At 59.8% G+C, this 22755-nt stretch carries 23 protein-coding genes, 1 tRNA gene and 3 pseudogenes; 16 read left to right on the forward strand and 11 right to left on the reverse strand.

All coding sequences use genetic code 11. The features are described from left to right. The 5 genes from EJ072_RS30300 to EJ072_RS30320 all read left to right on the forward strand — a co-directional run bounded on the left by EJ072_RS30300 (window position 1) and on the right by EJ072_RS30320 (window position 5089). A complete protein-coding gene (locus EJ072_RS30300; protein ID WP_126082597.1) occupies window positions 1–909 on the forward strand; it encodes a carbohydrate ABC transporter permease in 909 nt (302 codons plus the stop codon). A gap of 2 nt (window positions 910–911) precedes the next feature. Beyond that, window positions 912–1199, forward strand: a complete 288-nt coding sequence (locus EJ072_RS30305; RefSeq protein ID WP_126082598.1) for a DUF2160 domain-containing protein — start codon at window positions 912–914, stop codon at window positions 1197–1199. A 78-nt stretch (window positions 1200–1277) separates the two neighbouring features. After that, complete coding sequence (locus tag EJ072_RS30310; RefSeq protein ID WP_126082599.1) at window positions 1278–3005, forward strand: ABC transporter substrate-binding protein; 1728 nt, start codon at window positions 1278–1280, stop codon at window positions 3003–3005. A 91-nt stretch (window positions 3006–3096) separates the two neighbouring features. Further along, window positions 3097–4590: a glycerol kinase GlpK gene (glpK, locus tag EJ072_RS30315; protein WP_126082600.1), complete on the forward strand. Its 1494-nt coding sequence runs from the start codon at window positions 3097–3099 to the stop codon at window positions 4588–4590. Between the two features lie 22 nt (window positions 4591–4612). Continuing rightward, window positions 4613–5089, forward strand: coding sequence for a DUF6882 domain-containing protein (locus EJ072_RS30320; RefSeq protein WP_126082601.1), 477 nt, complete (start codon window positions 4613–4615; stop codon window positions 5087–5089). A 134-nt stretch (window positions 5090–5223) separates the two neighbouring features. Here EJ072_RS30320 and EJ072_RS30325 read toward each other — a convergent pair whose 3' ends face one another. Next, a complete protein-coding gene (locus EJ072_RS30325; protein WP_126082602.1) occupies window positions 5224–5676 on the reverse strand; it encodes a BA14K family protein in 453 nt (150 codons plus the stop codon). A gap of 280 nt (window positions 5677–5956) precedes the next feature. On the opposite strand from EJ072_RS30325, the gene EJ072_RS30330 reads away from it, so the two are divergent. Then, window positions 5957–6032, forward strand: a tRNA-Lys gene (locus tag EJ072_RS30330). Window positions 6033–6133: 101 nt separating this feature from the next. Here the strand turns inward: EJ072_RS30330 and EJ072_RS30335 are convergent. The 5 genes and pseudogenes from EJ072_RS30335 to EJ072_RS30355 all read right to left on the reverse strand — a co-directional run. After that, window positions 6134–6333 (reverse strand): annotated as a pseudogene (locus EJ072_RS30335) (low affinity iron permease family protein); the annotation flags it as partial. 401 nt (window positions 6334–6734) lie between these two features. Further along, entirely contained in the window at window positions 6735–7010 is a 276-nt protein-coding gene (locus tag EJ072_RS30340; protein WP_126082603.1) for a hypothetical protein, read from the reverse strand. Window positions 7011–7179: 169 nt separating this feature from the next. After that, entirely contained in the window at window positions 7180–7389 is a 210-nt protein-coding gene (locus tag EJ072_RS30345; protein WP_126083796.1) for a cold-shock protein, read from the reverse strand. A 246-nt stretch (window positions 7390–7635) separates the two neighbouring features. Then, on the reverse strand, window positions 7636–7854 hold the full coding sequence (locus EJ072_RS30350) for a hypothetical protein (RefSeq protein ID WP_126082604.1): 219 nt from the start codon (window positions 7852–7854) through the stop codon (window positions 7636–7638). After that, window positions 7835–8047, reverse strand: coding sequence for a DUF3606 domain-containing protein (locus tag EJ072_RS30355; protein WP_126083797.1), 213 nt, complete (start codon window positions 8045–8047; stop codon window positions 7835–7837). The genes EJ072_RS30350 and EJ072_RS30355 overlap by 20 nt, the downstream gene beginning before the upstream one ends. A 456-nt stretch (window positions 8048–8503) precedes the next feature. Here EJ072_RS30355 and EJ072_RS37395 point away from each other — a divergent pair, with 456 nt between their 5' ends. Further along, window positions 8504–8632 (forward strand): hypothetical protein, encoded by a 129-nt coding sequence (locus tag EJ072_RS37395; protein WP_281059009.1) that lies wholly within the window; start codon window positions 8504–8506, stop codon window positions 8630–8632. 402 nt (window positions 8633–9034) lie between these two features. Here the strand turns inward: EJ072_RS37395 and EJ072_RS30365 are convergent, their stop codons facing one another. Then, complete coding sequence (locus EJ072_RS30365) at window positions 9035–9424, reverse strand: low affinity iron permease family protein (RefSeq protein ID WP_126082605.1); 390 nt, start codon at window positions 9422–9424, stop codon at window positions 9035–9037. Window positions 9425–9601: 177 nt separating this feature from the next. Between EJ072_RS30365 and EJ072_RS30370 the strand changes: the two genes are divergently transcribed. Then, window positions 9602–10126 carry a ferritin-like domain-containing protein gene (locus EJ072_RS30370; protein WP_126082606.1) on the forward strand — a complete coding sequence of 175 codons (525 nt, stop codon included), beginning with the start codon at window positions 9602–9604 and terminating at the stop codon, window positions 10124–10126. A 129-nt stretch (window positions 10127–10255) separates the two neighbouring features. Further along, on the forward strand, window positions 10256–12028 hold the full coding sequence (locus EJ072_RS30375) for a PAS domain S-box protein (RefSeq protein ID WP_126082607.1): 1773 nt from the start codon (window positions 10256–10258) through the stop codon (window positions 12026–12028). A gap of 23 nt (window positions 12029–12051) precedes the next feature. Here the strand turns inward: EJ072_RS30375 and EJ072_RS30380 are convergent. After that, a pseudogene (locus tag EJ072_RS30380) lies at window positions 12052–12359 on the reverse strand (hypothetical protein). A gap of 356 nt (window positions 12360–12715) precedes the next feature. Between EJ072_RS30380 and EJ072_RS37090 the strand changes: the two are divergent. The 3 genes from EJ072_RS37090 to EJ072_RS30395 all read left to right on the forward strand — a co-directional run bounded on the left by EJ072_RS37090 (window position 12716) and on the right by EJ072_RS30395 (window position 15420). Continuing rightward, window positions 12716–13108 (forward strand): DUF3606 domain-containing protein, encoded by a 393-nt coding sequence (locus EJ072_RS37090; RefSeq protein ID WP_245467388.1) that lies wholly within the window; start codon window positions 12716–12718, stop codon window positions 13106–13108. Between the two features lie 228 nt (window positions 13109–13336). Next, window positions 13337–15073 (forward strand): DNA ligase D, encoded by a 1737-nt coding sequence (ligD, locus tag EJ072_RS30390; RefSeq protein WP_245467043.1) that lies wholly within the window; start codon window positions 13337–13339, stop codon window positions 15071–15073. Window positions 15074–15162: 89 nt separating this feature from the next. Continuing rightward, entirely contained in the window at window positions 15163–15420 is a 258-nt protein-coding gene (locus EJ072_RS30395; RefSeq protein ID WP_129554439.1) for a helix-hairpin-helix domain-containing protein, read from the forward strand. On the opposite strand, the pseudogene EJ072_RS37095 reads toward EJ072_RS30395, so the two are convergent. The 3 genes and pseudogenes from EJ072_RS37095 to EJ072_RS30405 all read right to left on the reverse strand — a co-directional run. Further along, window positions 15376–15656 (reverse strand): annotated as a pseudogene (locus EJ072_RS37095) (adenylate/guanylate cyclase domain-containing protein); the annotation flags it as partial. The gene EJ072_RS30395 and the pseudogene EJ072_RS37095 overlap by 45 nt on opposite strands. Before the next feature lie 645 nt (window positions 15657–16301). Beyond that, entirely contained in the window at window positions 16302–17378 is a 1077-nt protein-coding gene (locus EJ072_RS30400) for a hybrid-cluster NAD(P)-dependent oxidoreductase (RefSeq protein WP_126082608.1), read from the reverse strand. 87 nt (window positions 17379–17465) lie between these two features. After that, complete coding sequence (locus EJ072_RS30405; RefSeq protein ID WP_126082609.1) at window positions 17466–18323, reverse strand: LysR family transcriptional regulator; 858 nt, start codon at window positions 18321–18323, stop codon at window positions 17466–17468. A 130-nt stretch (window positions 18324–18453) separates the two neighbouring features. Between EJ072_RS30405 and EJ072_RS30410 the strand changes: the two genes are divergently transcribed. The 4 genes from EJ072_RS30410 to EJ072_RS30425 all read left to right on the forward strand — a co-directional run bounded on the left by EJ072_RS30410 (window position 18454) and on the right by EJ072_RS30425 (window position 22741). After that, a complete protein-coding gene (locus EJ072_RS30410) occupies window positions 18454–19536 on the forward strand; it encodes an amidohydrolase family protein (protein WP_126082610.1) in 1083 nt (360 codons plus the stop codon). 11 nt (window positions 19537–19547) lie between these two features. Then, window positions 19548–19901 (forward strand): Rieske (2Fe-2S) protein, encoded by a 354-nt coding sequence (locus tag EJ072_RS30415; RefSeq protein ID WP_126082611.1) that lies wholly within the window; start codon window positions 19548–19550, stop codon window positions 19899–19901. A 122-nt stretch (window positions 19902–20023) separates the two neighbouring features. Beyond that, window positions 20024–21631, forward strand: coding sequence for an ABC transporter substrate-binding protein (locus EJ072_RS30420; protein ID WP_126082612.1), 1608 nt, complete (start codon window positions 20024–20026; stop codon window positions 21629–21631). Between the two features lie 63 nt (window positions 21632–21694). After that, a complete protein-coding gene (locus EJ072_RS30425; RefSeq protein WP_126083800.1) occupies window positions 21695–22741 on the forward strand; it encodes an ABC transporter permease in 1047 nt (348 codons plus the stop codon). The last annotated feature ends 14 nt before the right edge of the window (window positions 22742–22755 follow it).

The raw sequence follows: 22755 nt of genomic DNA on the forward strand, positions 1-22755 counted from the left end.
ATGACAGGCGCCAACGAGACGACACGCGTGAGCGAAACAGCGATCACCGAAGTGGGCAGCACGCTGTCGCAGGACGAGGTGGCGAAGCTGATGCGCCGCCGCGGCGAGGAATCGCGCTGGTGGTGGATCGTGCCGACGCTCTACATCGTCGTGCTGCTCCTGCCGATCTACTGGCTCATCAATATGAGCTTCAAGACCAATACCGAGATCGTGTCGTCGCTGACGCTGTTCCCGCACAACCCGACGCTCGCGAATTACCGCACCATCTTCACCGACGCATCCTGGTATTCGGGCTACATCAACTCGATCACCTATGTGGTGATGAACATGGTGATCTCGGTGGCGGTGGCGCTGCCGGCAGCCTATGCCTTCTCGCGCTACCGCTTCCTCGGCGACAAGCATCTGTTCTTCTGGCTGCTGACCAACCGCATGGCGCCGCCGGCGGTGTTCGCGCTGCCGTTCTTCCAGCTCTATTCGGCCTTCGGGCTCATCGACACTTATATCGCCGTGGCGCTCGCCCACTGCCTGTTCAACGTGCCGCTGGCGGTGTGGATTCTCGAGGGCTTCATGTCCGGCGTGCCGAAGGAGATCGACGAGACCGCCTATATCGACGGCTACTCCTTCCCGCGCTTCTTCGTGAAGATCTTCATGCCGCTGATCGCCAGCGGCATCGGCGTCGCCTGCTTCTTCTGCTTCATGTTCTCGTGGGTGGAGCTTCTGATCGCCCGCACGCTGACCACGACTGACGCCAAGCCGATCGCCGCAACCATGACCCGCACAGTCTCGGCCGCCGGCATGGACTGGGGCCTGCTCGCCGCGGCCGGTGTGCTGACGCTGATCCCCGGCGCGGTCGTTATCTGGTTCGTCCGTAACTACATCGCCAAGGGCTTCGCCCTGGGGAGGGTGTGACCATGAATCTCGACTTCTCCTGGATGGCGTGGACCTGGCCGACGGCGGCCTTCTTCGGAACCATCCTGCTTCTGCTGTGCGGCATGGCGGCCTGGGAATACGTCTCGCCGGGCGGCAATCCGCGTATCGGCGTCCTGCGCTTCGAGACGACGCGCGGCGATCGCCTCTTCCTTTCGCTGCTCGGCAGCGCCTTCATCCATCTCGCTTGGCTGGGTCTGGTTGGGCCCAACCTGTGGTGGGCTCTCGCTCTCTCCGTGGTCTACGCCATTGGCGTGTTCCGATACGTATAGAGGGGGAAACAGTCGGAGCGGCCGCGTGCTGGCGGCCACTCCGGATCACACTTCAAAACCTAAGACTGGAGGAGACACATGCGACGGCAATTTCTTACATCGACGACCGCCCTTGTCCTATTGCTGGGGGCGGGCCACGCCTATGCCGGGATGGACGAGGCAAAAAGCTTTCTTGACAAGGAGATAGGCGACCTGTCGACGCTTTCGCGCGCCGATCAGGAAAAGGAAATGCAGTGGTTCATCGACGCCGCCAAGCCGTTTGCCGGCATGGAGATCAAGGTGGTGTCGGAAACCATCGCCACCCATTCCTATGAATCACAGGTGCTGGCGCCCGCTTTCTCGGCCATCACCGGCATCAAGGTCACGCACGACACGATCCAGGAAGGCGACGTCGTCGAGAAGATCCAGACCCAGATGCAGACGGGACAGAACCTCTATGACGGCTGGGTCAACGACTCCGATCTGATCGGCACGCACTGGCGCTACCAGCAGGTGCGCAACCTGACCGACTGGATGGCAGGCGACGGCAAGGATGTTACCAACCCGAACCTCGACCTGAAGGACTTCATCGGCACGTCGTTCACGACGGCGCCCGACAAGAAGCTCTACCAGCTGCCCGACCAGCAGTTCGCGAACCTCTACTGGTTCCGCTACGACTGGTTCAACGACGAGAAGAACAAGGCCGATTTCAAGGCCAAGTACGGTTACGACCTCGGCGTGCCGGTCAACTGGTCGGCCTATGAGGACATCGCCGAGTTCTTCACCGGCCGCGAGATCGACGGCAAGAAGGTCTATGGCCACATGGACTACGGCAAGAAGGACCCGTCGCTCGGCTGGCGGTTCACCGATGCCTGGCTCTCCATGGCCGGCAACGGCGACAAGGGCATTCCGAACGGCCTGCCGGTCGACGAATGGGGCATCAAGGTCGACGAGAATTCGCGCCCGGTCGGTTCCTGCACCGCGCGCGGCGGCGACACGAATGGACCGGCGGCGGTCTACTCGATCCAGAAATATCTCGACTGGCTGAAGGCCTATGCTCCGGCCGAAGCGCAGGGCATGACCTTCTCCGAATCCGGCCCGGTTCCGGCCCAGGGCGCGGTTGCCCAACAGATCTTCTGGTACACGGCCTTCACCGCTTCGATGGTCGACGCCGGCGCCAAGGCGGTGATGAACGACGACGGCACGCCGAAATGGCGCATGGCGCCGTCGCCGCATGGCGTCTACTGGAAAGATGGCATGAAGCTCGGCTACCAGGACGTGGGTTCCTGGACGCTGATGAAGTCGACGCCGACCGACCGCGCCAAGGCCGCCTGGCTTTATGCGCAGTTCGTCACCTCGAAGACCGTCGACGTGAAGAAGAGCCATGTCGGCCTGACCTTCATCCGCGAGAGCACGATTCACGACAAGAGCTTCACGGAGCGCGCTCCGAAGCTCGGCGGCCTGATCGAGTTCTACCGTTCGCCGGCCCGCGTCCAGTGGTCGCCGACCGGTACCAACGTGCCTGACTATCCGAAGCTGGCGCAGCTCTGGTGGCAGGCGATCGGCGATGCATCGTCGGGCGCCAAGACCGCGCAGGAAGCGATGGACTCGCTCTGCGCCGAGCAGGAAAAGGTCATGAGCCGCATCGAGAAGTCGGGCGTCCAGGGCGATATTGGCCCGAAGATGGCCGAAGAGCACGACCTCGCCTATTGGAACGCGGATGCGGTCAAGAAGGGCAATCTCGCGCCACAGTTGAAGATCGAGAACGAGAAGGAAAAGCCGATCACCATCAACTACGACGAGCTGGTGAAGAGCTGGCAGAAGTAACTGCATGACGTGGGCGCGTTCGCCCGCGTAAGAAATGCAGGGGAGGCGGCTTGGCCGTCTCCCCTGTTGCATGAGTAGTGGAGGGAATGGAATGAGCGGTTTTGTGCTGGCGATCGACCAGGGAACGACCTCGACCCGGGCGATCCTGTTCGACGACAAGATGAAAGTCGCAGGCACCGGCCAGCAGGAATTCGCGCAGCATTATCCGGCCTCCGGCTGGGTCGAGCATGATCCGGAAGATATCTGGGCAAGCGTTCTCGCCACGGTGAAGTCGGCGCTTAAGTCCGCCGGACGTACCGCTTCGGATGTGGCCGCGATCGGCATCACCGACCAGCGCGAGACGGTCGTGATCTGGGATAAGGCGACCGGCGAGCCGATCCACAATGCCATTGTCTGGCAGGACCGCCGCACGGCGCCGCTCTGCCAGAAGTTGAAGAAGCAGGGGCTTGAGAAAAAATTCTCGAAGAAGACCGGGCTGCTGCTCGATCCCTATTTCTCCGGCACCAAGATCGCCTGGATGCTGGACAAGGTGAAAGGAGCCAGGAAGCGCGCAGAGAAGGGTGAATTGCTTGCCGGCACGATCGACAGTTTCCTGATCTGGCGGCTGACGGGCGGCAAGGTGCACGCGACCGACGCGACAAACGCCTCGCGCACGCTGGTCTACAACATCGAGAAGAATGCCTGGGACGAAGAGCTGCTCTCGATCCTGAACATACCGGCAGAGATCCTGCCTGACGTGAAGGACTGCGCCGACGACTTTGGCCTCACCGAGAAGAGCCTTTTCGGCGCCGAGATGCGCATCCTCGGCGTTGCCGGCGACCAGCACGCGGCGACCATCGGCCAGGCCTGTTTCGAGCCGGGCATGATGAAATCCACCTACGGCACCGGCTGCTTCGCGCTGCTCAACACCGGTGCCGACCTTGTGCGCTCCAGAAACCGGCTTCTGACCACGATCGCCTACCGGTTGAACGGCAAGACCACCTATGCGCTGGAAGGTTCGATCTTCATCGCGGGCGCCGCCGTGCAGTGGCTGCGCGACGGCATCAAGGTGATCGGCAAGGCCGAGCAGAGCGGTGCGCTCGCGGCGACCGCCGATCCGGCGCAACAAGTCTATCTGGTTCCGGCCTTTGTCGGCCTTGGCGCGCCGCATTGGGACGCGGAGGCGCGCGGCGCCATCTTCGGCCTGACGCGCAATTCAGGCCCGGCAGAGTTCGCGCGCGCCGCGCTCGAATCGGTCGCGTTCCAGACGCGCGACCTGCTCGATGCCATGCGCAAGGACTGGAAAGGCGCTTCCGCCAAGACGGTGCTTCGTGTCGACGGCGGCATGGTGGCGTCCGACTGGACCATGCAGCGGCTGGCCGACATTCTCGACGCGCCGGTCGACCGTCCGACGATCCTGGAGACGACCGCCCTGGGCGCGGCGTGGCTTGCCGGGTCGAAGGCAGGCGTGTGGCCGAAGGCAAACGAATTCGCGAAGAGCTGGGCGTTGGAACGGCGCTTCAAGCCGGAGATGGATGCGGCTGCGCGCGGGGCGAAGCTCGCCGGATGGCGCGATGCGGTGCGCAGGACGCTGAGCACGCAGTAACGATTACTGGACCGGGGGGAGAATGCAACCGGATTGGTATCCCGCTTGGCGCGATGAGGCCTTTGAACAGCTCACCGCCAAGAACGCACGCCTGGAGCAGGACTTCCGCCTCGGCCACTGGACGCGCTACAACTACGACCTGGCGGCCGGAAAGCTGATTTTCTCTGACAAAGCGGGCACCACCGTTATCTCGGAAATCCAGATTGCGGGCTCTACCAGCGCCAAGGCGGGCAATTGGCTCTGGGCTTGGGCCAATTCGAATTTACCGGGCGAACTTCTCGGCGACGCGAAGCTGGTGCGGGCGTTCGGGGAGAAAAAGGGCGTGGACGACCTGGCCCAGGCCTATGTGGACGATACGAGCGGCGATTTGGATGCGCTCGGCTGGGAATTGACGGCAGCGATGGTTCGGGTTTGCAACGCGCTTGGAGCTTATCGCTCCTCGCGGGGGGAGGGCGGCGCTCTCTATCTGGTCTTCAAGACCATACGATGGGCGAACTGATACAGCACAGCGAGGGAGCCTGCGCCTCTCGAGGCGCGGGCTCTGTCAACCACCAGAATATGTGCTTTCGCAATTCCGGACGGAAAGCCGCTACGCACTTTTCCTGGAATTGTATTGGTGCGGACTGGAGGCCGTCAGTAGGGCGACACGCACTGCCGTCGCGGGCCGCTGTTGGGCTGGAATGTGTTGTCCGAGGCGCGATACGAACGGTAGCGGTCATAGCACCACTGCACATGCGCATCGCCGCGGTAGACGCGGTTGTTCTCGCTGTTGACGATGGCGCCGGTGATCAGCGCGCCGGTGGCGAAAGCAGCAAGCGGAAACCAATAGTCGCCATGACGGCGATAGCCGTGGCGATATTCACGATAGCCGCGATGGCCGTTCCAGTAGACAGCGTCACCACGACGCGAGAAATCCCGGTTGAAGCCGCGGTGCCTTCTCCAATCCCGATACTGCACGGTCTGGACATCCAACAGGGCCTGGGGTTGCGGCACATAAGCTGGCTGAGCGTTGACCGGCACCATCTCCGCCGCGATGAACGACGCCGAGAGAGCGGTTGCCAGCAGGCCCGATGCGATCTTGTTCATTACTCTTCTCCTCGAGGTTGATCGACGTCCCTGCTGCGAAACGGGTCCGGGTTGCAAATTGTTCCCCTTTCAATCTCAACCAGTTGTTGTGGAGCTTCCTGAGGCAATGCGGACCCGGATCATTGGCGCAGGCATCGAAAGCCGCTCGCAAACAACCTCTCGGCGTCCGTTCGAAACCGTTCAAAAATCCGCCTTGGACGCCCGTCTTTTTCCGGTTGACCGGTCGCGGCACTCTCCCTATGTTCCGCGCAATTTCGAGGGCGGCGTTTCGAGCCCGCGGGAGCGCGTAGCTCAGCCGGTAGAGCAACTGACTTTTAATCAGTAGGTCATGGGTTCGAATCCCATCGCGCTCACCAAAAAAAATAAACACAATCAATAGTTTAACACGGTCGATCATCGCGTTGATGTTCGATCATTGGCTGCAGGGTAACTATGTGGGTAACGGGAACTGCCTTAGGGTGCTCTGGATCAGAAACACCATGAGGAAGGTCACGATGGTCGTGCCGGTGTTGATGACTAACTGCCAGGTCTCGGAGAACCGCAGCACGGGACCGTCAGCGCCCATGCGACAACCGTCGCAACGCACAACGCGAAGGCCCATGGCCTGCCTGTCGCCTTCGCAACACCACCAGCGAACCGGGTGAACCGGCGCTCGATCTTGCCACCCTGCTGATCCACGGAGGAATTACCCGGCCGTTATCGCGCTGCTCCTGTCTCGTGTCTGTCGAGACTCTCGCAATTCCAACGCGCGCCGGAACGCAACTGCGCTCACATCGCATTTATGCCTTGATGGTCCGTTCGAACCAATGATGACTTTAGCCTGGGCTAGCGTAAGTCCGTGCTTCCCGGCAAACTCAGCCGGATCGTAAGCGTCTTCCCAACCTATCCCGTCCCCTTTTAGGCCCCGCATACAACTCTCCCATCTGGCCAACGTGAACGCTGCCAATGCGGAAAGGTTTCCTGCTGGCCATGTCGAAGTGGAGTGCGCCAATTTCGGCGGCCACATCGCCCGCCAACTACAAGGCCGACGGCCGACCATCACCTGGGACCCGCTTGTCTCAGATCCTATCAAAGGTGAAGGACGTCAGAAGACTGGTAACGAAATTGCTCGCCTTCTCCTTGACGAGAACCTCGGTCCATTCGTCGGTGCCCCGAAGCCTCAGGTCCGTGTAGATGCTGTCGACCGCTGCTTCTTCGATGCGCTTGATATGCGAGAGGAAGACGGCCTCGTCGCCTGTCTTATAGATATCCCGCGCGACTATGCGCAGGATTTCCTGCATGGCGATTTGCCAGGCGGTATTGATTGTCTGGAGCTCGTTGGGTTTTTCGGTCATCGAGATATCCTCGATTGGGCCGGCCGTCGGCGAGAGACACCCATACGGGGGTCGTCAAAATGGCGGGTCGGCCGGAAATAAAAGAGGTCAGGCAATTTTGCCTGACCTCGCTTGGTCTCATGCTTTCAACACTGCCAGTACGTCTGTGATCAGTGGAAAGCTGAACCGATCAGACGGCCTGAAGCTTGCAGGCAGACATCTTGCCCGACTTGCTGTCGCGCTCCAGTTCGTAGCCGATCTTCTGGCCCTCGACGATTTCGCGCATTCCCGCGCGCTCGACGGCAGAGATGTGAACGAAGGCGTCAGCGCCGCCGTTGTCAGGCTGAATGAACCCGAAGCCCTTGGTCGAATTGAACCATTTTACTGTGCCAGTGGTCATGATGAACCCTCTCATAGCAATATTGAATTTCGGCAACGCGAGCGCGCAGCCGACAATGCAGATGACGATGTTGAAAGGAAGTTCGTTCAGGGCGCGGTGCCAAGCGCGCGATAACCAAAGCTCAGCAAGCAATATCGACAATCCCTCCTGTATCTTGCCCCTCCGGCACGTCAACTTTTGGTCCTGGAGCTGTTCGATTTCAACTGGAGTGCGGCTCGGCAGTCCGGGTCGTCATGCTGCTATCGGTCATTTGGAAAAGTTCGGCCCCACGGGCTCGGCTAGACTGAACTCGAACACGGTGTTCTCTTCCTCGTCGACCACCCGGAACCAGTGCTGCTGCAAAGCGCTCGGTGAGATTGGCGCGCCAGCCACGCGCTCGGCCGCCTTTATTGGCTCGTCGACGTCCACCGGTTGAGCTGCGACGACCTCTTCGCCGCAAAGCTCTTCAACCTGGTAGCGAGGCATTCTTGTCACCCCGACCGAGAGACTTCGCCTCGCGTTCGAGCGTTTGGCGATCGTTGCCGTGCTGCTTGATCAGCTCGCGCACCTGCTGCGGCGTCAGCCAGACTTTCTGGGCGAAATACTCCACCTCATAGTCTTCGTCGGCCGAAACCCGGTCGCGGTCGCGGAAGTCACGCTTGCTCTTGTCGTCTGCCATGTCGGTTCCTCCTCGAGTGACAGAAACACCGCCGTTGCCGGCTTGTTCCCGCTCTTTAGCGGCGGTCGCGGAACGTCTCAAACGCGCGGCCGTTGCCCCTAATGACGCTCCGACGATATCCGCATGGTCCGAGGGCATGTCCGGCTGGGTAGACATCACCTCGCGCAGCAGCGCGAGCGCATAGCCCAACTAGAGCGTGACGAATTGCCGACTACCGACGCCCTCGTTTTCTTCGCGCTTCTGGAAAGCATGCAAGAGCTTCACGAACGGCATCTGGCGCGGCTGCTCGCCCAGGCTGCGGATCAAGCCTTAGTGGTCGAACCGGAGGGTGCTGCTGGCTCGGGAACATAGTTGAGTCTGCGCGATTCACCCTCAATGAGTACACGCGGTATCAACTTCGTCGACCGATGGATGGCAGAACACCTGCCCAACGTCATAACAGAGGACCCTGTGGCCGTGAGCGATCTGGCCGACGAGCTGATGAGCATGGCAGAGCACGAAGGTATTCCGGCCGCCGAGATCAACGAGGAAGTCGACAGCGTCTTCGAAGTGATGGAACACCGCGAAGGAAGCTTGGCGGATTAGCAGCCGCAGTTTCTTCACCCATTCCGCCCATCATCATGCCATGGCAGCCGATGAGATATCTCGGGTTGAACAGCTCGTGCGCGATGGTGAAGGCCATATAGCCCGCCAGCGCGAACTCATCGCCCTATTGGAGGGTGGCGGCCTCCCGACGGAGAAGGCAAGGGCGTTCCTAGACTTCTTGGAGGAGATGGTGGGGATAAGTCGCGAGCACCTGGCCAGGCTTACGCCGCCCAAAAGGAGGAAAGCCCGCCGCAGCTAATAAGCGTACGCGACGGGCTTTCTGCCATTGGGAGCGGCTACACCCCGGAAGGACGACCACTTGCCTACACAACTCACACGAGCGTGTTTTGTTGCACGTAGCCCTTACATATACAATTTTGCGCCACCGCCGAGTGCCCAGGCTTATGCAACTGCCTTGCGGCGACTTCCGGGGGCTCGTTCGTTGTTCTCTTTCGCCCGCGCGCAGAGCGCGCGGAACTCTTCGACCTCGGCCTCGGTAAGATGCTCGATGCCGATGAAGGCGTTCTTGGCGGCGCCGGAGCGGATCAGCTCATCAAGCTTGGCCTGGATAGCCGCGCCGTCTCGGTTTTGGGTGTTCTGGATCAGGAAGACCATCAGGAATGTGACGATCGTCGTACCGGTATTGATGATCAGTTGCCAAGTTTCGGAATACTGGAAGACCGGCCCGGTCACGGCCCAGATCAGCACCGACGCCAAACATAAGGCAAAGGCCCACGGACGGCCGGAAGCATGTGCGACGACGGTCGCAACGCGATTGAAGGTTTTTTCCATTGGAAGTCCTGGTGATGAAATGCGGAGCGTTCCAACAATGGAGAAGCCCGTTTTTCGTTCCGGCCCGGCTAGGGCGCTCCATTGCCTTGTGCCCGAAGGCCGGAACATGTTGCGCACCCCGGAGTTAGCCATGGCCTGTCAACGGGCGGGTCAACACGCTGCATCTGGAGAACACCGATGGCTACAAGCAAGAAAGCCTCTGCCGCCGAGAAGAGCCTCGAAGATATGTTCCTCGACGGCCTGAAAGACATCTATTACGCCGAAAAGAAAATCCTCAAGACCTTGCCCAAGATGGCGAAGGGCGCTGAAGACGAGAAGGTCGCCGCCGCCTTTGAAAAACATCGCACCGAGACCGAGGGACAGGTCGATCGCCTCGAGCAAGTCTTCGAGATCCTCGGCAAGCCTGCTCGCGGCAAAACCTGCCCCGCGATCGACGGCATCCTGGAGGAGGGGGCCGAAGTCCTCGAGGAGTACAAGGGCTCCCCGTCGCTCGACGCCGGGCTTGTAGGCGCGGCCCAAGCTGTTGAACACTATGAAATCGCGCGCTACGGCACGTTGATTGCGTGGGCGAAGTCGCTGGGCAAGGAAGACGTTGTACAGCTCCTGAACGCCACGCTCGATGAGGAAAAGGCGACCGACGAGGCCCTGACGACGCTCGGCGAAGGGGGCGTCAACGATCGGGCGGTCGCGGAAGCCGCCTGACATCAGCCTGAGGAGGGCTCCATCGGAGCCCTCCCGAAGCAAGCTAGCAAGACACCGCCCGCAGCTGAGGGAACCATGCGGCGCGTCCGGAGTTCCTACGCAGCTCAACGCGGTAGTAGCAGGACATACATGGGAAAGGTTAACCCGGCCGGGTTGGCAGACGACCTTGAGACCTCAGCAGTCAATTATGAAGACTTCTTCGAAAACGCTGCAGTCGGCCTGCACGTCGTCGACGGGGACGGCCTCATCGTTCATGCGAATTCCGCCGAATTGAGTCTGTTGGGCTATGAACCCGGCGACTACATCGGCCATGAGATCGCTGGCTTCTACGAAGAGGAAGCTGTCATCCACGACATCATGGATCGCCTCAAACGCGGCGAGAAGGTTCACCGCTATCCCGCGCGGCTGAAGGCCCGGGACGGGTCGATCAAACACGTGGAAGTCAGTTCGAGTGGGTACTTCAAGGACGGCCAACTGGTCCATACCCGCTGCTTCACCGTCGACGTGACGCCCCTGAAGACGGCCGAGCGAGCTTTGGGTCAACAGGAGGCCCGATTCAACCAGATCCTGGATGCGCTACCGGTGGCGATCTACACGACGGACGCTAAGGGGAAGATCACCTACTACAATCGAGCGGCGGCCGAGTTGGCTGGCCGCGAGCCAAAGATCGGCAAGGATGAATGGTGTGTGACGTTTCGGCTCTTCACCCCAGACGGCGAGCCGCTGCCTCACGACCAATGTCCGATGGCGATCGCACTCAACGAAAATCGGCCGGTGCGTGGCGTCGAGGCTATCGCACAGCGGCCGGACGGGTCGCTCTTCCCGTTCATGCCGTTCCCGACACCTTTGCTCAACGAGCATGGCGAGCTGATCGGCGCGGTCAACATGTTGTTCGATCTCACTGACCGGAAGCGGGGCGAGGATGCTGCCCAGCACCTCTCGGCGGTTGTTGAGTCCTCGTTCGATGCGATCATAAGCAAGAACCTCGGCGGCTTCATCAAAACCTGGAACCAGGGTGCTGAGCGGCTTTTCGGCTACACCGCAGAGGAGGCTGTTGGCAAGCACATTACGATGCTGTTCCCGCCCGAGTATCGAGACGAAGAGGCCATGATCATCGAGCGGATCCGCAACGGTGACCGGGTCGAGAGTTTCGAAACCATCCGTCGCCGCAAGGACGGCACCGACATTCCCGTCTCCCTCACGATCTCTCCCGTGCGCGACGGCGCCGGCCGTATCGTCGGCGCCTCCAAGATCGCCCGCGACATCACATCCGCGAAGGAAAGCGAGGAGCGCATCCGCATGCTGATGCGCGAAGTCAACCACCGGGTGAAAAACCAGTACGCTGTGATCCTGTCGATGATCCGCGAGACCAACAAACGCTCGGGGAGCCCTGACGTTTTCGAGAAGCAGGTCCGTGAGCGCATCATGGCGCTGTCGAGATCTCACGACCTGCTTGTATCCGCCGACTGGAAGGGTGCGACGGTGGCAGATCTTCTGCTGGCCCAGGCCAAGCCGTTCGGACGCGAGGACGCCATCGGCCTGCACGGCCCTGCCCTGGTCCTAACCCCCAACGCTGTACAGTATCTCGGGATCGCCTTTCATGAACTGTGCACCAACTCCGCCAAGTACGGGGTGCTGTCCGGCCGCAAGGGCTCGATCACGCTGAACTGGAAAGTGACTGACGAGGACGGCGACCGCACGTTCCAACTGACGTGGACCGAGAAGGATGGGCCCCGGGTCAAGGCTATCGCCCATGATGGATTCGGTACCGTCGTGCTCAACCGGGTGGCGCCGGCGGCGCTGAACGGGACTGGCGGGGTGACCTATGATGCTGACCAGGTGGTCTGGGCGCTCCAGGCGCCCCTTTCCTATGTAGAAGCGTTCCAGCGCGGGGCAGCGTAGTGCGGTAGGCCCCACCTCCATAATTAGGCAGGGTCAGCGGGGGCATCTTTGGTCCGGCCGACCTGGCGCGCGAGCTCGGCAAAGGGCGGCACGCCGGTCTCGTCCTGCGACAGGTTGGCCAGTTGCAGCAGTCGTAGCGGAAAGCAGATCGCCTCCCGGTGGGCCGGCGACATATCTTCGTACACACGCTCGTCGGCGGTGACGGACGCTTCGGCCCTGCGTAGAGCGTCGTCATGGCGTCAATCGACAGCACGCCATGGTGCACCAGCGCATTGTTGATGGCCGCGACCGCCATCATCAGCCCTTCAAGCTGCAGGTTGGCGACGTTCATCGGTGGTGCTTGACATAGGCGCCGGGTTGACGGCCGCCCTTGGGCGCCTTGGCATCTTTGGAATGCTCCGCGATCGCGGGGCCGGAACCGGACACTTTCTCCGTTGCCGGCGAGGGTGTTGCGGGTCTGGGTTGCGGGCGGGAGGCGTCCTAGGGTTTTGTGCTCGTGGGATCGGCCATGCTCGTGCTCCGGAGTTGAACGCAGATCAACTTGGGAGACGGTGCTAAGTTCCCATACGTCCGGCATCTCAAGGGTTCGATGTGATGGCCGCGGTTCCCAGCACGGTAGGAAGCTCTGGAAAAGCTGGTATTGCCGTCGAAACACTAGGCGACGAACAGCGGTTTCCCACCGCCGCAATGGCGGTTCTGCACCCGGTCAGCGAGGGGCCGCGCAATAGGCTGCGTAGCCGCGACATCTTCATTCCCGACCTTCACACGGACAACATCAAAGTCGACACGCGCGACTTCAGGGGAAACGCGGAATTTCTTGCCCGGCCTAGGATCGCAAGTCGAACCAGAACGTTACAGGTCCAGCGGTTGTGCCGGCGCAGCTGTGGCAACAAGGGAGGCGACAATGACATACGACAAATCCAAGCGAGGCGGCGCGACCGTTGGCAGGTCTCCGGCGGTGAAAGGTACGAGGTCAATTATTTTGCCCGCAAGCAGGGCATCAGCAGAGACCAGGCCGAGGCCCTCATAAAGCGGGTCGGAACGACTGCGACAAGCCCAATGCGGCCTCGGAGAAACTGAAGAAATAGGCTGCAGATTGCAAATACCGCATTGGGTAGTTCAGTTCCATCAGAGTGAGGTCAAGTGAGTAAGTTAGCGTCGCATCGGCCCACAATCGAAGCGTTTTCCACTCGCCCTGCCAGGCCAGCCTCGCGCGGCGCGGCCCATCTGCCGCCACCGGCTTTCCGGCCGGTCCAGCTCGCAAAGCTGGTGGACAGGGTTCCAGCTGGCGATCGCTGGATCCACGAAATGAAATATGACGGCTACCGCATTCTCGTCGCGGTAGGCGGCGGAGAGGCGCGCGCTTATACGCGCTCCGGTCTGGACTGGTCCGGCCGCTTCCCCTCTATCCTTTCGGAGGCAGGCAAGCTCAAGGTTCGATCCGCGCTCATCGATGGCGAGGCCGTTGTCATCGACGCCCAGGGGCGATCGAGTTTCCAGGCGCTCCAGAACGCCTTGAAGGGTGATCCCGCCAGCATCGATTTTTATGCCTTCGACCTGCTCCAACTCGACGGCGAAGACCTGACGAGGCTTCCGCTCCTGGAGCGCAAGGCGAAACTGGAGGGAATCCTGCCGGCGAAGAACCCTATCCTTCGCTACTGCGATCATATCCAGGGCCGGGGCGAAGAATTGCTGAACCGCTTCTGCGACGCCGGCCTCGAGGGGGTTATCTCGAAGCTGGCGGATTCGGACTATGTTGGCGCCCGGGATGGAAGCTGGCTGAAGATCAAGTGCATCAAGCGTCAGGAATTCGTACTCGTCGGCTGGACGCCGTCAGACAAGGATCGCGCGTTTCGATCGCTTATCCTTGGGATCCATGACGGCGGAAAGCTACGCTTTGCCGGCAAGGTCGGGACCGGTTTCGATACCGCAGAGATGGCCAGGCTGATGAAGACCATGGCGCCGCTCGAGCAGAGCGCCGCCACGGTCGAAGCACCGCGCGCGGAAGTTCGCGGCGCGCACTGGATACGTCCGAAGCTTGTCGCCGAGATCGCCTATACTGAAATGACCAACGAAGGGACACTGCGCCATCCAAGCTATCTCGGCTTGCGCGAGGACAAAAAGCCGGAAGCCGTTGCGCTTGAGACGGAACGTCACACAGCGACGCTGCCGGCCCCGGCGACGAGCACGATTGCCATCAGCAACCGCGGCCGCGTAATCTACCCTGAGTCCAACATCACCAAGGGCCAGCTCGCCGACCACTACGCAGCCGTCGCGGAGATCATGCTCCCTTGGGTCGGCAGCAGGCCAATCAGCCTTGTTCGCTGTCCCCAGGGCCGCGCGAAGAAGTGTTTCTTCCAGAAGCACGACGCCGGCAGCTTCGGCGACAAGGTCCATCACGTCGGCATCACCGAAAAGGACGGTCACGAGGAGCCGTACCTTTATGTCGACGATGCCGATGGGCTGATGACCTGCGTGCAGATGGGAACGATCGAGCTGCACGGGTGGGGCGCTCGGATCGAGGACGTCGAAAAGGCCGACCGTCTCGTCTTCGACCTCGACCCTGATGAAGGTCTCGATTTCGAGGCCGTGCGCGCTGCCGCATTCCAGTTCCGGGATATTCTGAAATCGCTTGGGCTAACCACCTTCCCGATGCTGACCGGCGGCAAGGGCGTGCACGTGATCGCCCCGCTCACTCCACAGGCCGAGTGGCCGCAAGTGAAAGACTTCGCACATCGTCTCGCTCAAGCCGTCGCCCAGACCGATCCCTCTCACTTTACGGCCGTGATGGCGAAGGCGAAGCGGAAGGGACGGATCTTTGTCGACTATCTGCGCAACCAGCGAGGGGCGACCGCGATCATGCCCTACAGCGCGAGGTCCCGACCGGGCGCTCCGGTCGCCGCGCCCATCACCTGGGCGGAAATGAAGACGATTGATGCGCCCTCGCATTTCCACGTCGGCGATGCTCGTGAATTGAAGAAACGCGCAGCCAGCAAATCCCTGGCGGGATGGGGTCGAGCCGACCAATTATTGCCAAATCTGTAGCCCATTCCTCGACGACAGAAAGACTGGTCAAGGCTTCGCCTCGTTCGCCTGATTGGAACCCGGGGACATCGGTCCCGTTTGCCTCGACCATGGCAAAAACCGATCCACGGACCGTCGCCAGCCTCTTGAGGGAATATGCACATCGCACATCGCTTCGCGGAGGCAATCCCTATCGCACCAAAGCTTACTTGCGCGCTGCCGATAGCTTGGCTGCGTTGTCGCAGCCGCTTGATCGGATCATTGCCGCGGGCGCCCTCACCAGAATCCCGGGCATCGGCGACGCGATCGCGGACATGGTGCGAGGCTTCGGGAATACCTTCGTTAGCTGCAATGAATCCCTTTTGTAGTTCAACCGCGCATTGTACCGCATCAACTGCACTGGCGAACTCGACAAGCACACCGTCGCCCATAAGTTTGACTACGCGACCATTGTGCTGGACGACCAATGGAGACAACACGGCCTGCCGACGTGATTTCAATGCGGCTAGTGTGCCAGCCTCTTCGCGTTCCATCAGGCGGAATAGCCAACAACATCGGCTGCCAAAATTGCAGCAAGGCGGCGTTGGGTTCGAGTCTCGGCCATGTGGGTTGAATACTTTCAGAAAGCCGGGCAATTGGGATTGTATTGGTACCTTGGCCTAGAGTCTATCCGGCCCGATTTCCGAGAGGGGTCATACGCGTCGTAATATCCGCCCCACGTCCGTTCGCTGGGACATTGCGGACATGGCAGTACTGCATCGATGCTCTCGGTCCTCGAATGCTCGGGGTTGAGTCTCTATCTTCGCCGTCATGATCGCCGCCTGCTTCTCCGTGCTGTTGCTGAGTAGCTGTCTCGACAATTCATTGATTTCGGGGCCGCTCTAACCCACGCTCCGGTATGACAATGGGATCGCAAAATCCATTTCGGTCCTTTGTCGCTCGTTTAATTGGTCACACTATCAGCAGAGCTGACCCGCCGGATCATGGGTTGCAACGTTATGCGGGTTCGGCTCGACGGCAGCTTTGCGCCGCATCTCAGTCAGCGGTCTCTTTGACCGTGGACGACAGCTTTGCGCCGCACATGCCTGAGAGGTCAGCTTTGCTGCTCATGAAAGCAAATGCCGCTGGCGCCGCGCTGGAACCTGGAACCTGCTCTTCTGCGCTTGACCTTGACACTGCACCAGGCACACCGCCAAGGCCGCCAAATGTAAGGCCATTGGCCATATCGCCGTTTAGAATGTCGACCGACTCAAAGATCGACTGAGACCGTCCCTTGCGCGCGGCTGCAACAGGCCAGGATATAACCCGCAGATTTCTCTTCGGACGTCAGGCCGCCAAGATCACACATCGCGACTTCACCTGAGAGCTTGGCTATTCGGCAAGTGCCGCAAACTCCTTGTTGGCATGCGGTGGGAACATAGACACCGCATTTGCGCGCTGCATCCAGTAGGGTCTCTCCGGGCGCGCAGCGATGCTCTAATCCAGACTTGGCGAAATGGACAAAGGACGAAATGGCAAAGTCATCCGGAGCAACACCGCTAGGGTACCCTCCGAAGCTCTCCTCGTAATAGGCCAGCGGTTTAACGCCAACCTCATCAAAACCATCTCGCAGCGCCGTCATGTAAGGTTCTGGGCCGCACGTGTAGACTGCGCGCTTTGCAAGATCGGGAACAAGGCGCAGGAGCATGGAGCCGTCTATCCGGCCGCTCGGTCCCGTCCCCGAGGGACCTCCCTTCGAACAAAGGAATGTTACGCCGAGGTTGGGAAATCGGGCAGCGAGTGCATCGAGTTCCGATCTGAAAATGATATCGCGTGGCGAGCGCACGCTGTAGATGAGACGAAGGTCCAAATCGAATGCTCGATCTGTCAACATTCGCACCATCGACATGAGAGGCGTGATCCCGCTGCCGCCCGCAAGAAAGAGAAGCTTTGCGCTAGCAAAGCCATCGAGTTTGAACGAACCCAGTGGGCCTTCAATCCTGATCTCGTCGCCGGACCGCAGATTGTCATGGAGCCAATTGGAAACGAGCCCGCCAGGTGTCCGCTTTACCGTAATCTGCAAATCAAGTGGACGGGTCGGTGGAGAGGCAACGGAATAGGGTCGCGTCACCTCGAGCCCATCAATGCTGAGGCGAAGAAGCACGTATTGCCCCGCATTGAAGCAGAACATGCGGTCCGACGCAGCCGAAAAGACAAACGTTTTCACGTTGTGCGTCTCGTCGATCACGCGACGGCAGAGCATTACCTGCGGCGATGCGTCGGCCCATTGGCGCTGCCGCAAAGGCGCAACAAATATGGAAGCCGGAAACGAAGTGTGTGCGTTCATGTTTGGCTCTCAATGACGCGCCAACATGGCAGCCGAGGCCTTCGCGAAACAGGGGCTTGAGCCTGCTTTTTAATCGGAAATTTCGATCTAGATCTCCAGCGACATCACCGCGAGATGCAGCGCGCGAAGCCCTTTGCGGATGATCGGCTCATGCTTACGTCGGGCGAGCATGGCCGTATGGACTGGCTGGTAAAGCGTCGGCGCGCCCTCGACCAGGAACGACCGGCACTCGGCCGTGAACCTGCGGGCATCGTCGCTGCGCATGTAACAACTGCCTCCGGTTCGCCGCAGCATCGCTTCGGCCAAGCTTTCGGATCCCATGGAAAGACGCGAAATTGCCAGGGCAGGGATCAGCTCCGAGTGGGTTTTCTCGAGCACGACGGTGTAGCCCGGGCGAATGTAGCTGTCGGGATTCACCTCCGATAGCGTCCTGGCAAAGGTCGAGACCATCACATATTCCTCGACCATGAGGTGCTCATAAGTAATTTCGGGAAGGTAGCGGGGTGCGTAGAGCACCGCTATGTCGAGATTTCCCATGCTGAGATCGGTCACCATCTGATTGGAATAGTCGGATTCCACATGGATCGAGGCTTTGGGAAGCACCTGGCAGAGCGCCTCCACCCACCCCGGCAGCACCGATCGTGTCATGCCAACCTGGGCGGCCACACGCAGCGTCCCTTCGAACCGGTTGAACGCGCGAACGTCATGGCGCGCCTGCGACCAGGTCGAAAGCATCGCTCGCGCGTAGGCCTCGAAACGTCGCCCCGCCGCAGTCGGCTCAGCGCCAGCCCGACCACGATGGAAAAGCTCTGACCCTACCGCGCTTTCGAGACTCTTGATCCGAGTACTGACCGTAGACTGAGTAATGTTCAGCCGGTCGGCAGTCCGGTTGAAGTTCCGCGATTCAATAATGTCGAGGAACGTCTCGATGTGGTCCAGCTGCATGCGTCGTACCTTAATCGAAAAAGCCGATCGTTACCCAGAGATCATTGGCTTGATCCGGCAATTGTCAAGGCGGAAGGTGGAGGCACTAAACGGCCAGCACGGCCGGGCTAGACAGGGAGCGAAAGCTAAAGTGTTTATCGTCGACTGCGATTGTCACAACTATTGGTCAAGCGCCACGGTTTTGGAGCCGTATCTTTCTGGCATCTGGAAGGACATGTTCATCGAGGGCGAGAAGACTGGCCCGAAAGGATCGTTCCCGCACGGCCATCGCCCCTGGTTTCATCCGCAGGATTTCTCCCGAAAGGATGTGCGGCCTGAGACTGAAGCGGACAACTACCGGATCATGAAAGACAAACACCTCGACAAATATAATGTCGGCGTGGCGATCCTGACCGGCGACGAGCCCATTGAAGCCTCAACGCTGGCAAATCCCTATTACGCTAGTGCGCTGGTCAGTGCCTACAATGACTATCAGATCGCGGAGTGGTTGCCGAAGGACAATCGCTTCATGGGCTCGATCGTCATTGCGCCCCAGGATCCAAAGCTGGCGGCCGCTGAAATCCGTCGGCTGGGCAGTCATCCGCGCATGGTCCAGGTTCTAGCCTCCCAAGGCTCAGTGAAGCCGTATGGTGATCCCTTCTACCACCCGATCTATGAAGCCTGCGCGGAAATGGGATTGCCGTTCGCCATTCACCTCGGCGGGCACGGAGGCGTCAACTGGAACGCCGTCGCGCCTGCCCCCACAACTTTCTTCTGGGAAACACACGCCATTCTGCACATGTCGGCGATCAGCCATGTCGCCAGCATGATCGCTCACGGCGTTTTCGAGAAATGGCCAGAACTCTATTTCGTAGTGATCGAATGCGGCGTCGCCTGGGTGCCGACGGTGCTATGGCGCCTCGATGCTGACTACAAGGCGCTGCGTAAAGAAACGCCATGGCTCAAAATGCTACCGTCGGAATACTGCCGCCGTAACATCCGCTTCTCAACACAGCCGCTGGAACAGCCAGCCAACGTCCAGCATCTGTGGTCCATTCTGGAAGCGATGGATGGCGAGAACACGCTGATGTTCGCGTCAGACTATCCGCACTGGGACTATGACGACGCCAACACGCTCCACATCCCGCCGTCCTGGAAAGTCAAGGTGATGGGTCAGAATGCGCTCGACGTCTACAAGCGCATTCCTGCCATCCTGACCGCGAACGCCGCCTGACGGAGCAGAATATGGGCGAGAAAACCTTCATCTGCCGCGTTGACGAGATCGAAGCCGGCACACCTGTCATTGCCAAAGTCCGTAGCCTTTCGGTGGGTGTGTTCCGCATCGGAGAAACCTTCCATGCGCTGCTCAACATCTGTCCGCATCGAGGCGCGCCCCTATGTGAAGGGCCGCAATGCGGGACGACCGCGCCTGTCGAGGATGCGCGGTTCATCTATCATAGAGAAAACGAGATCGTGCGCTGCGCCTGGCATGGCTGGGAGTTCGACATCAAAACTGGTTCGGCACTCGTCGACCCAACTGTGCGTGCGCGAACATTCCCGGTCACAGTTGAGGACGGCAACATCTATGTAACGGCGTGACGGTAGAAAACGATCAATAGTCAAGTGCACGGAGTGGCAAGCAATGAAATAATAAATTACGGACAAGCTTGCTTGAGGAGTGTTCAAAAAAACGCGGAAAATCCGCAAATGGGAGAGCGAAAATGTCTGAATCTGAGTACAAACTTCGCATTGCGCAAAGTCTGATCGGGCGCGGCAAGGTTTCCCGCCGCGACTTCATCCATTTGGGACTAGCGGCGGGCCTTACCGTCGCTGCCTCGGATCAAATCTTCGTCACGGTAGCACGGGCACAACCACAGCAAGGCGGCTTTGCCAAGCTTGGCATGGCGCATGGCGCGACGACAGATTCCATAGATCCGGCCGGCTATCCGGATACTTTCACGCAAACGGCCTTCTCGGGCGCTATGTCCAACGGCCTCACGGAGGTTGACGCCAAGGGCGACATCCAGCCGGACTTGGCCGAGAGCTTCGAATCTTCGAACGCCGCCAAAACGTGGGTTTTCAAGCTGCGCAAGGGGGTCACCTTCCACAACGGCAAGAACGTGACGGCGGAAGATGTCGTGACCTCGATGCGCTATCACATGGGTGCCGATACCAAATCAGCGGCGAAGTCTCTGCTTGAATCCGTTTCCGACATCAATGCGGATGGCCCAGAAACGGTTGTCTTCACGCTCAACAGCGGCAACGCCGATTTCCCTTACATCATGAGCGACTATCATTTCGTCATCATGCCGAGCGTGGATGGGAAAGCGGATTGGGGATCAGGAACGCGAACCGGCGCATTCGTGCTCGAGAATTTCCAACCCGGCGTTTCGGCCAAGCTCAAGCGCAACCCGAACTATTTCAAGAACGGCAAGCCTTACCTGGATGAGGTGGAATTCATCGCCATTACGGATTTGGCCGCACGCATGGCTGCCCTCTCAACCGGGGAAGTGGATTACATTGGCCGCGCCGATCTGAAGACACTCGGCATGTTGAAGCGCAACCCAAAAATCGAGATCATCGAAGTCACCGGCTACGGCCACTATACCTTGCCGATGAACGTCACTATGGCGCCTTTCGACAATCCGGATGTGCGCATGGCAATGAAATGGGCGATCAACCGTCAAGAGATAGCCGACAAGATTTTCCTCGGACACGCAACCGTTGCCAATGACAATCCGATCGCGCCGGCGATCAAGTTTTACAAGAACCCGGAGCCGCAACACCGTTTCGATCCCGAAAAAGCCCGCCACTATCTGAAGAAGGCGGGAATGGAAAAACTGAAGGTTGATCTCTCGGTCGCCGATGCCGCTTTCGCAGGTGCGGTTGACGCAGCGGCGCTCATTCGCGAGACGGCCGCACAGTGCGGCATCGACGTGAATGTGGTACGCGAGGCCGAGGACGCCTATTGGGACAATATCTGGCTCAAGAAGCCGTGGTGCGCTTCCTATTGGAGTGGTCGCGCGACAGCCGACTGGATGTTCACACAAGCCTTCGCAGCGGAATCCAGCTGGAACGAGTCATTCTGGAAGAATCCTCGTTTCAACGAATTGCTTGTTCAGGCGCGAGCCGAGACGGATGAGGCCAAGCGGGCCGACATGTATGGCGAAATGCAGCAGCTGACCCATGACGATGGCGGGAGCATCGTGCTGGTATTTAACAACTTCGTAAGCGCCAAATCCAAGAAACTAGGACATGGCGATGTGGCGCCCAATTGGGAAAATGACGGACTGAAGATGGCTGAGCGCTGGTGGATGGCGGAGGCGTAGGGTGTTTGCCAACTGCGTCGCTCGCCCTGCGGACGGCGCAATCTTGGGAATGCGCGCATGCGTTTGAATTCGGTCGCCAAAACGGTTCTACAGCGGTTAGGTCTCGGCCTGATTACCCTGTTCATTGTTTCGATCATCATCTTTTCGGCGGTCGCAATGCTGCCCGGCGACTTCGCCAAGGCAACGCTCGGTCAATCTGCCACCCCGGAAACAGTCGCGGCCCTTCAACACGAGATCGGCCTCGATCGCCCGCCAGTCGAGCGTTACTTCAGCTGGGTTGGCAAGATGGTAAAGGGCGACTTTGGATCCTCCTTCGCCAGCCGAACAGGTTACCGGCGCACCGTGGCGGAGATCATCGCGCCTCGTCTCTACAACACCATGTTCCTGGCGGTCATGACCGCTCTCATCGCGGTGCCGCTGGCGTTGGGGTTGGGGATTGTCGCAGCCCTATATCGCAACAGCTGGTTCGATCGGGTTGTAAACACGGTAACACTTACGACCATTTCGTTCCCGGAATTTTTCGTGGCCTACATGCTCGCCTTCCTGGTTATCTCGCGCGATACGTTTGCGGGCACCGAATTCGCCCGGTCTTTACCAGCCTGGCTGGCGATTTCGATCAACTGGACCCTTAACGTCGTACCGAAGTTCCCAACGCTGGCCAATATCAACGACGAGACCCCTTTCTGGGACCACGTCTGGCGTGCCGCTCTGCCGTCCATCACCCTCACGCTTGTCATCGTTGCTCACATGATGCGAATGACGCGCGCGGCTATTCTCAACATGCTTTCAAGCCCCTATATCGACATGGCCCGATTGAAGGGAATGGGGCCAATGGTTGTCGTCGTCCGGCACGCTTTGCCAAATGCCTGGGCCCCGATTGTGACGGTAGTGGCCTTCAATCTTGCCTATCTCATCGTCGGCGTCGTGATTGTCGAGGTGGTGTTCGTCTATCCCGGCGTCGGGCAACTGATGGTCGACGCCGTGAGGTCAAGAGACGTACCGGTCGTTCAAGCCTGCGCGCTTGTGTTCGCCGCAGCCTACATCCTGCTCAACCTGATCGCCGATATCATCTCCATCGCAACCAACCCGAGACTGTTGCACCCACGATGACAAGTGCAGAGCCT

The organism is Mesorhizobium sp. M2A.F.Ca.ET.046.03.2.1, from assembly GCF_003952425.1.
GTDB lineage: Bacteria > Pseudomonadota > Alphaproteobacteria > Rhizobiales > Rhizobiaceae > Mesorhizobium.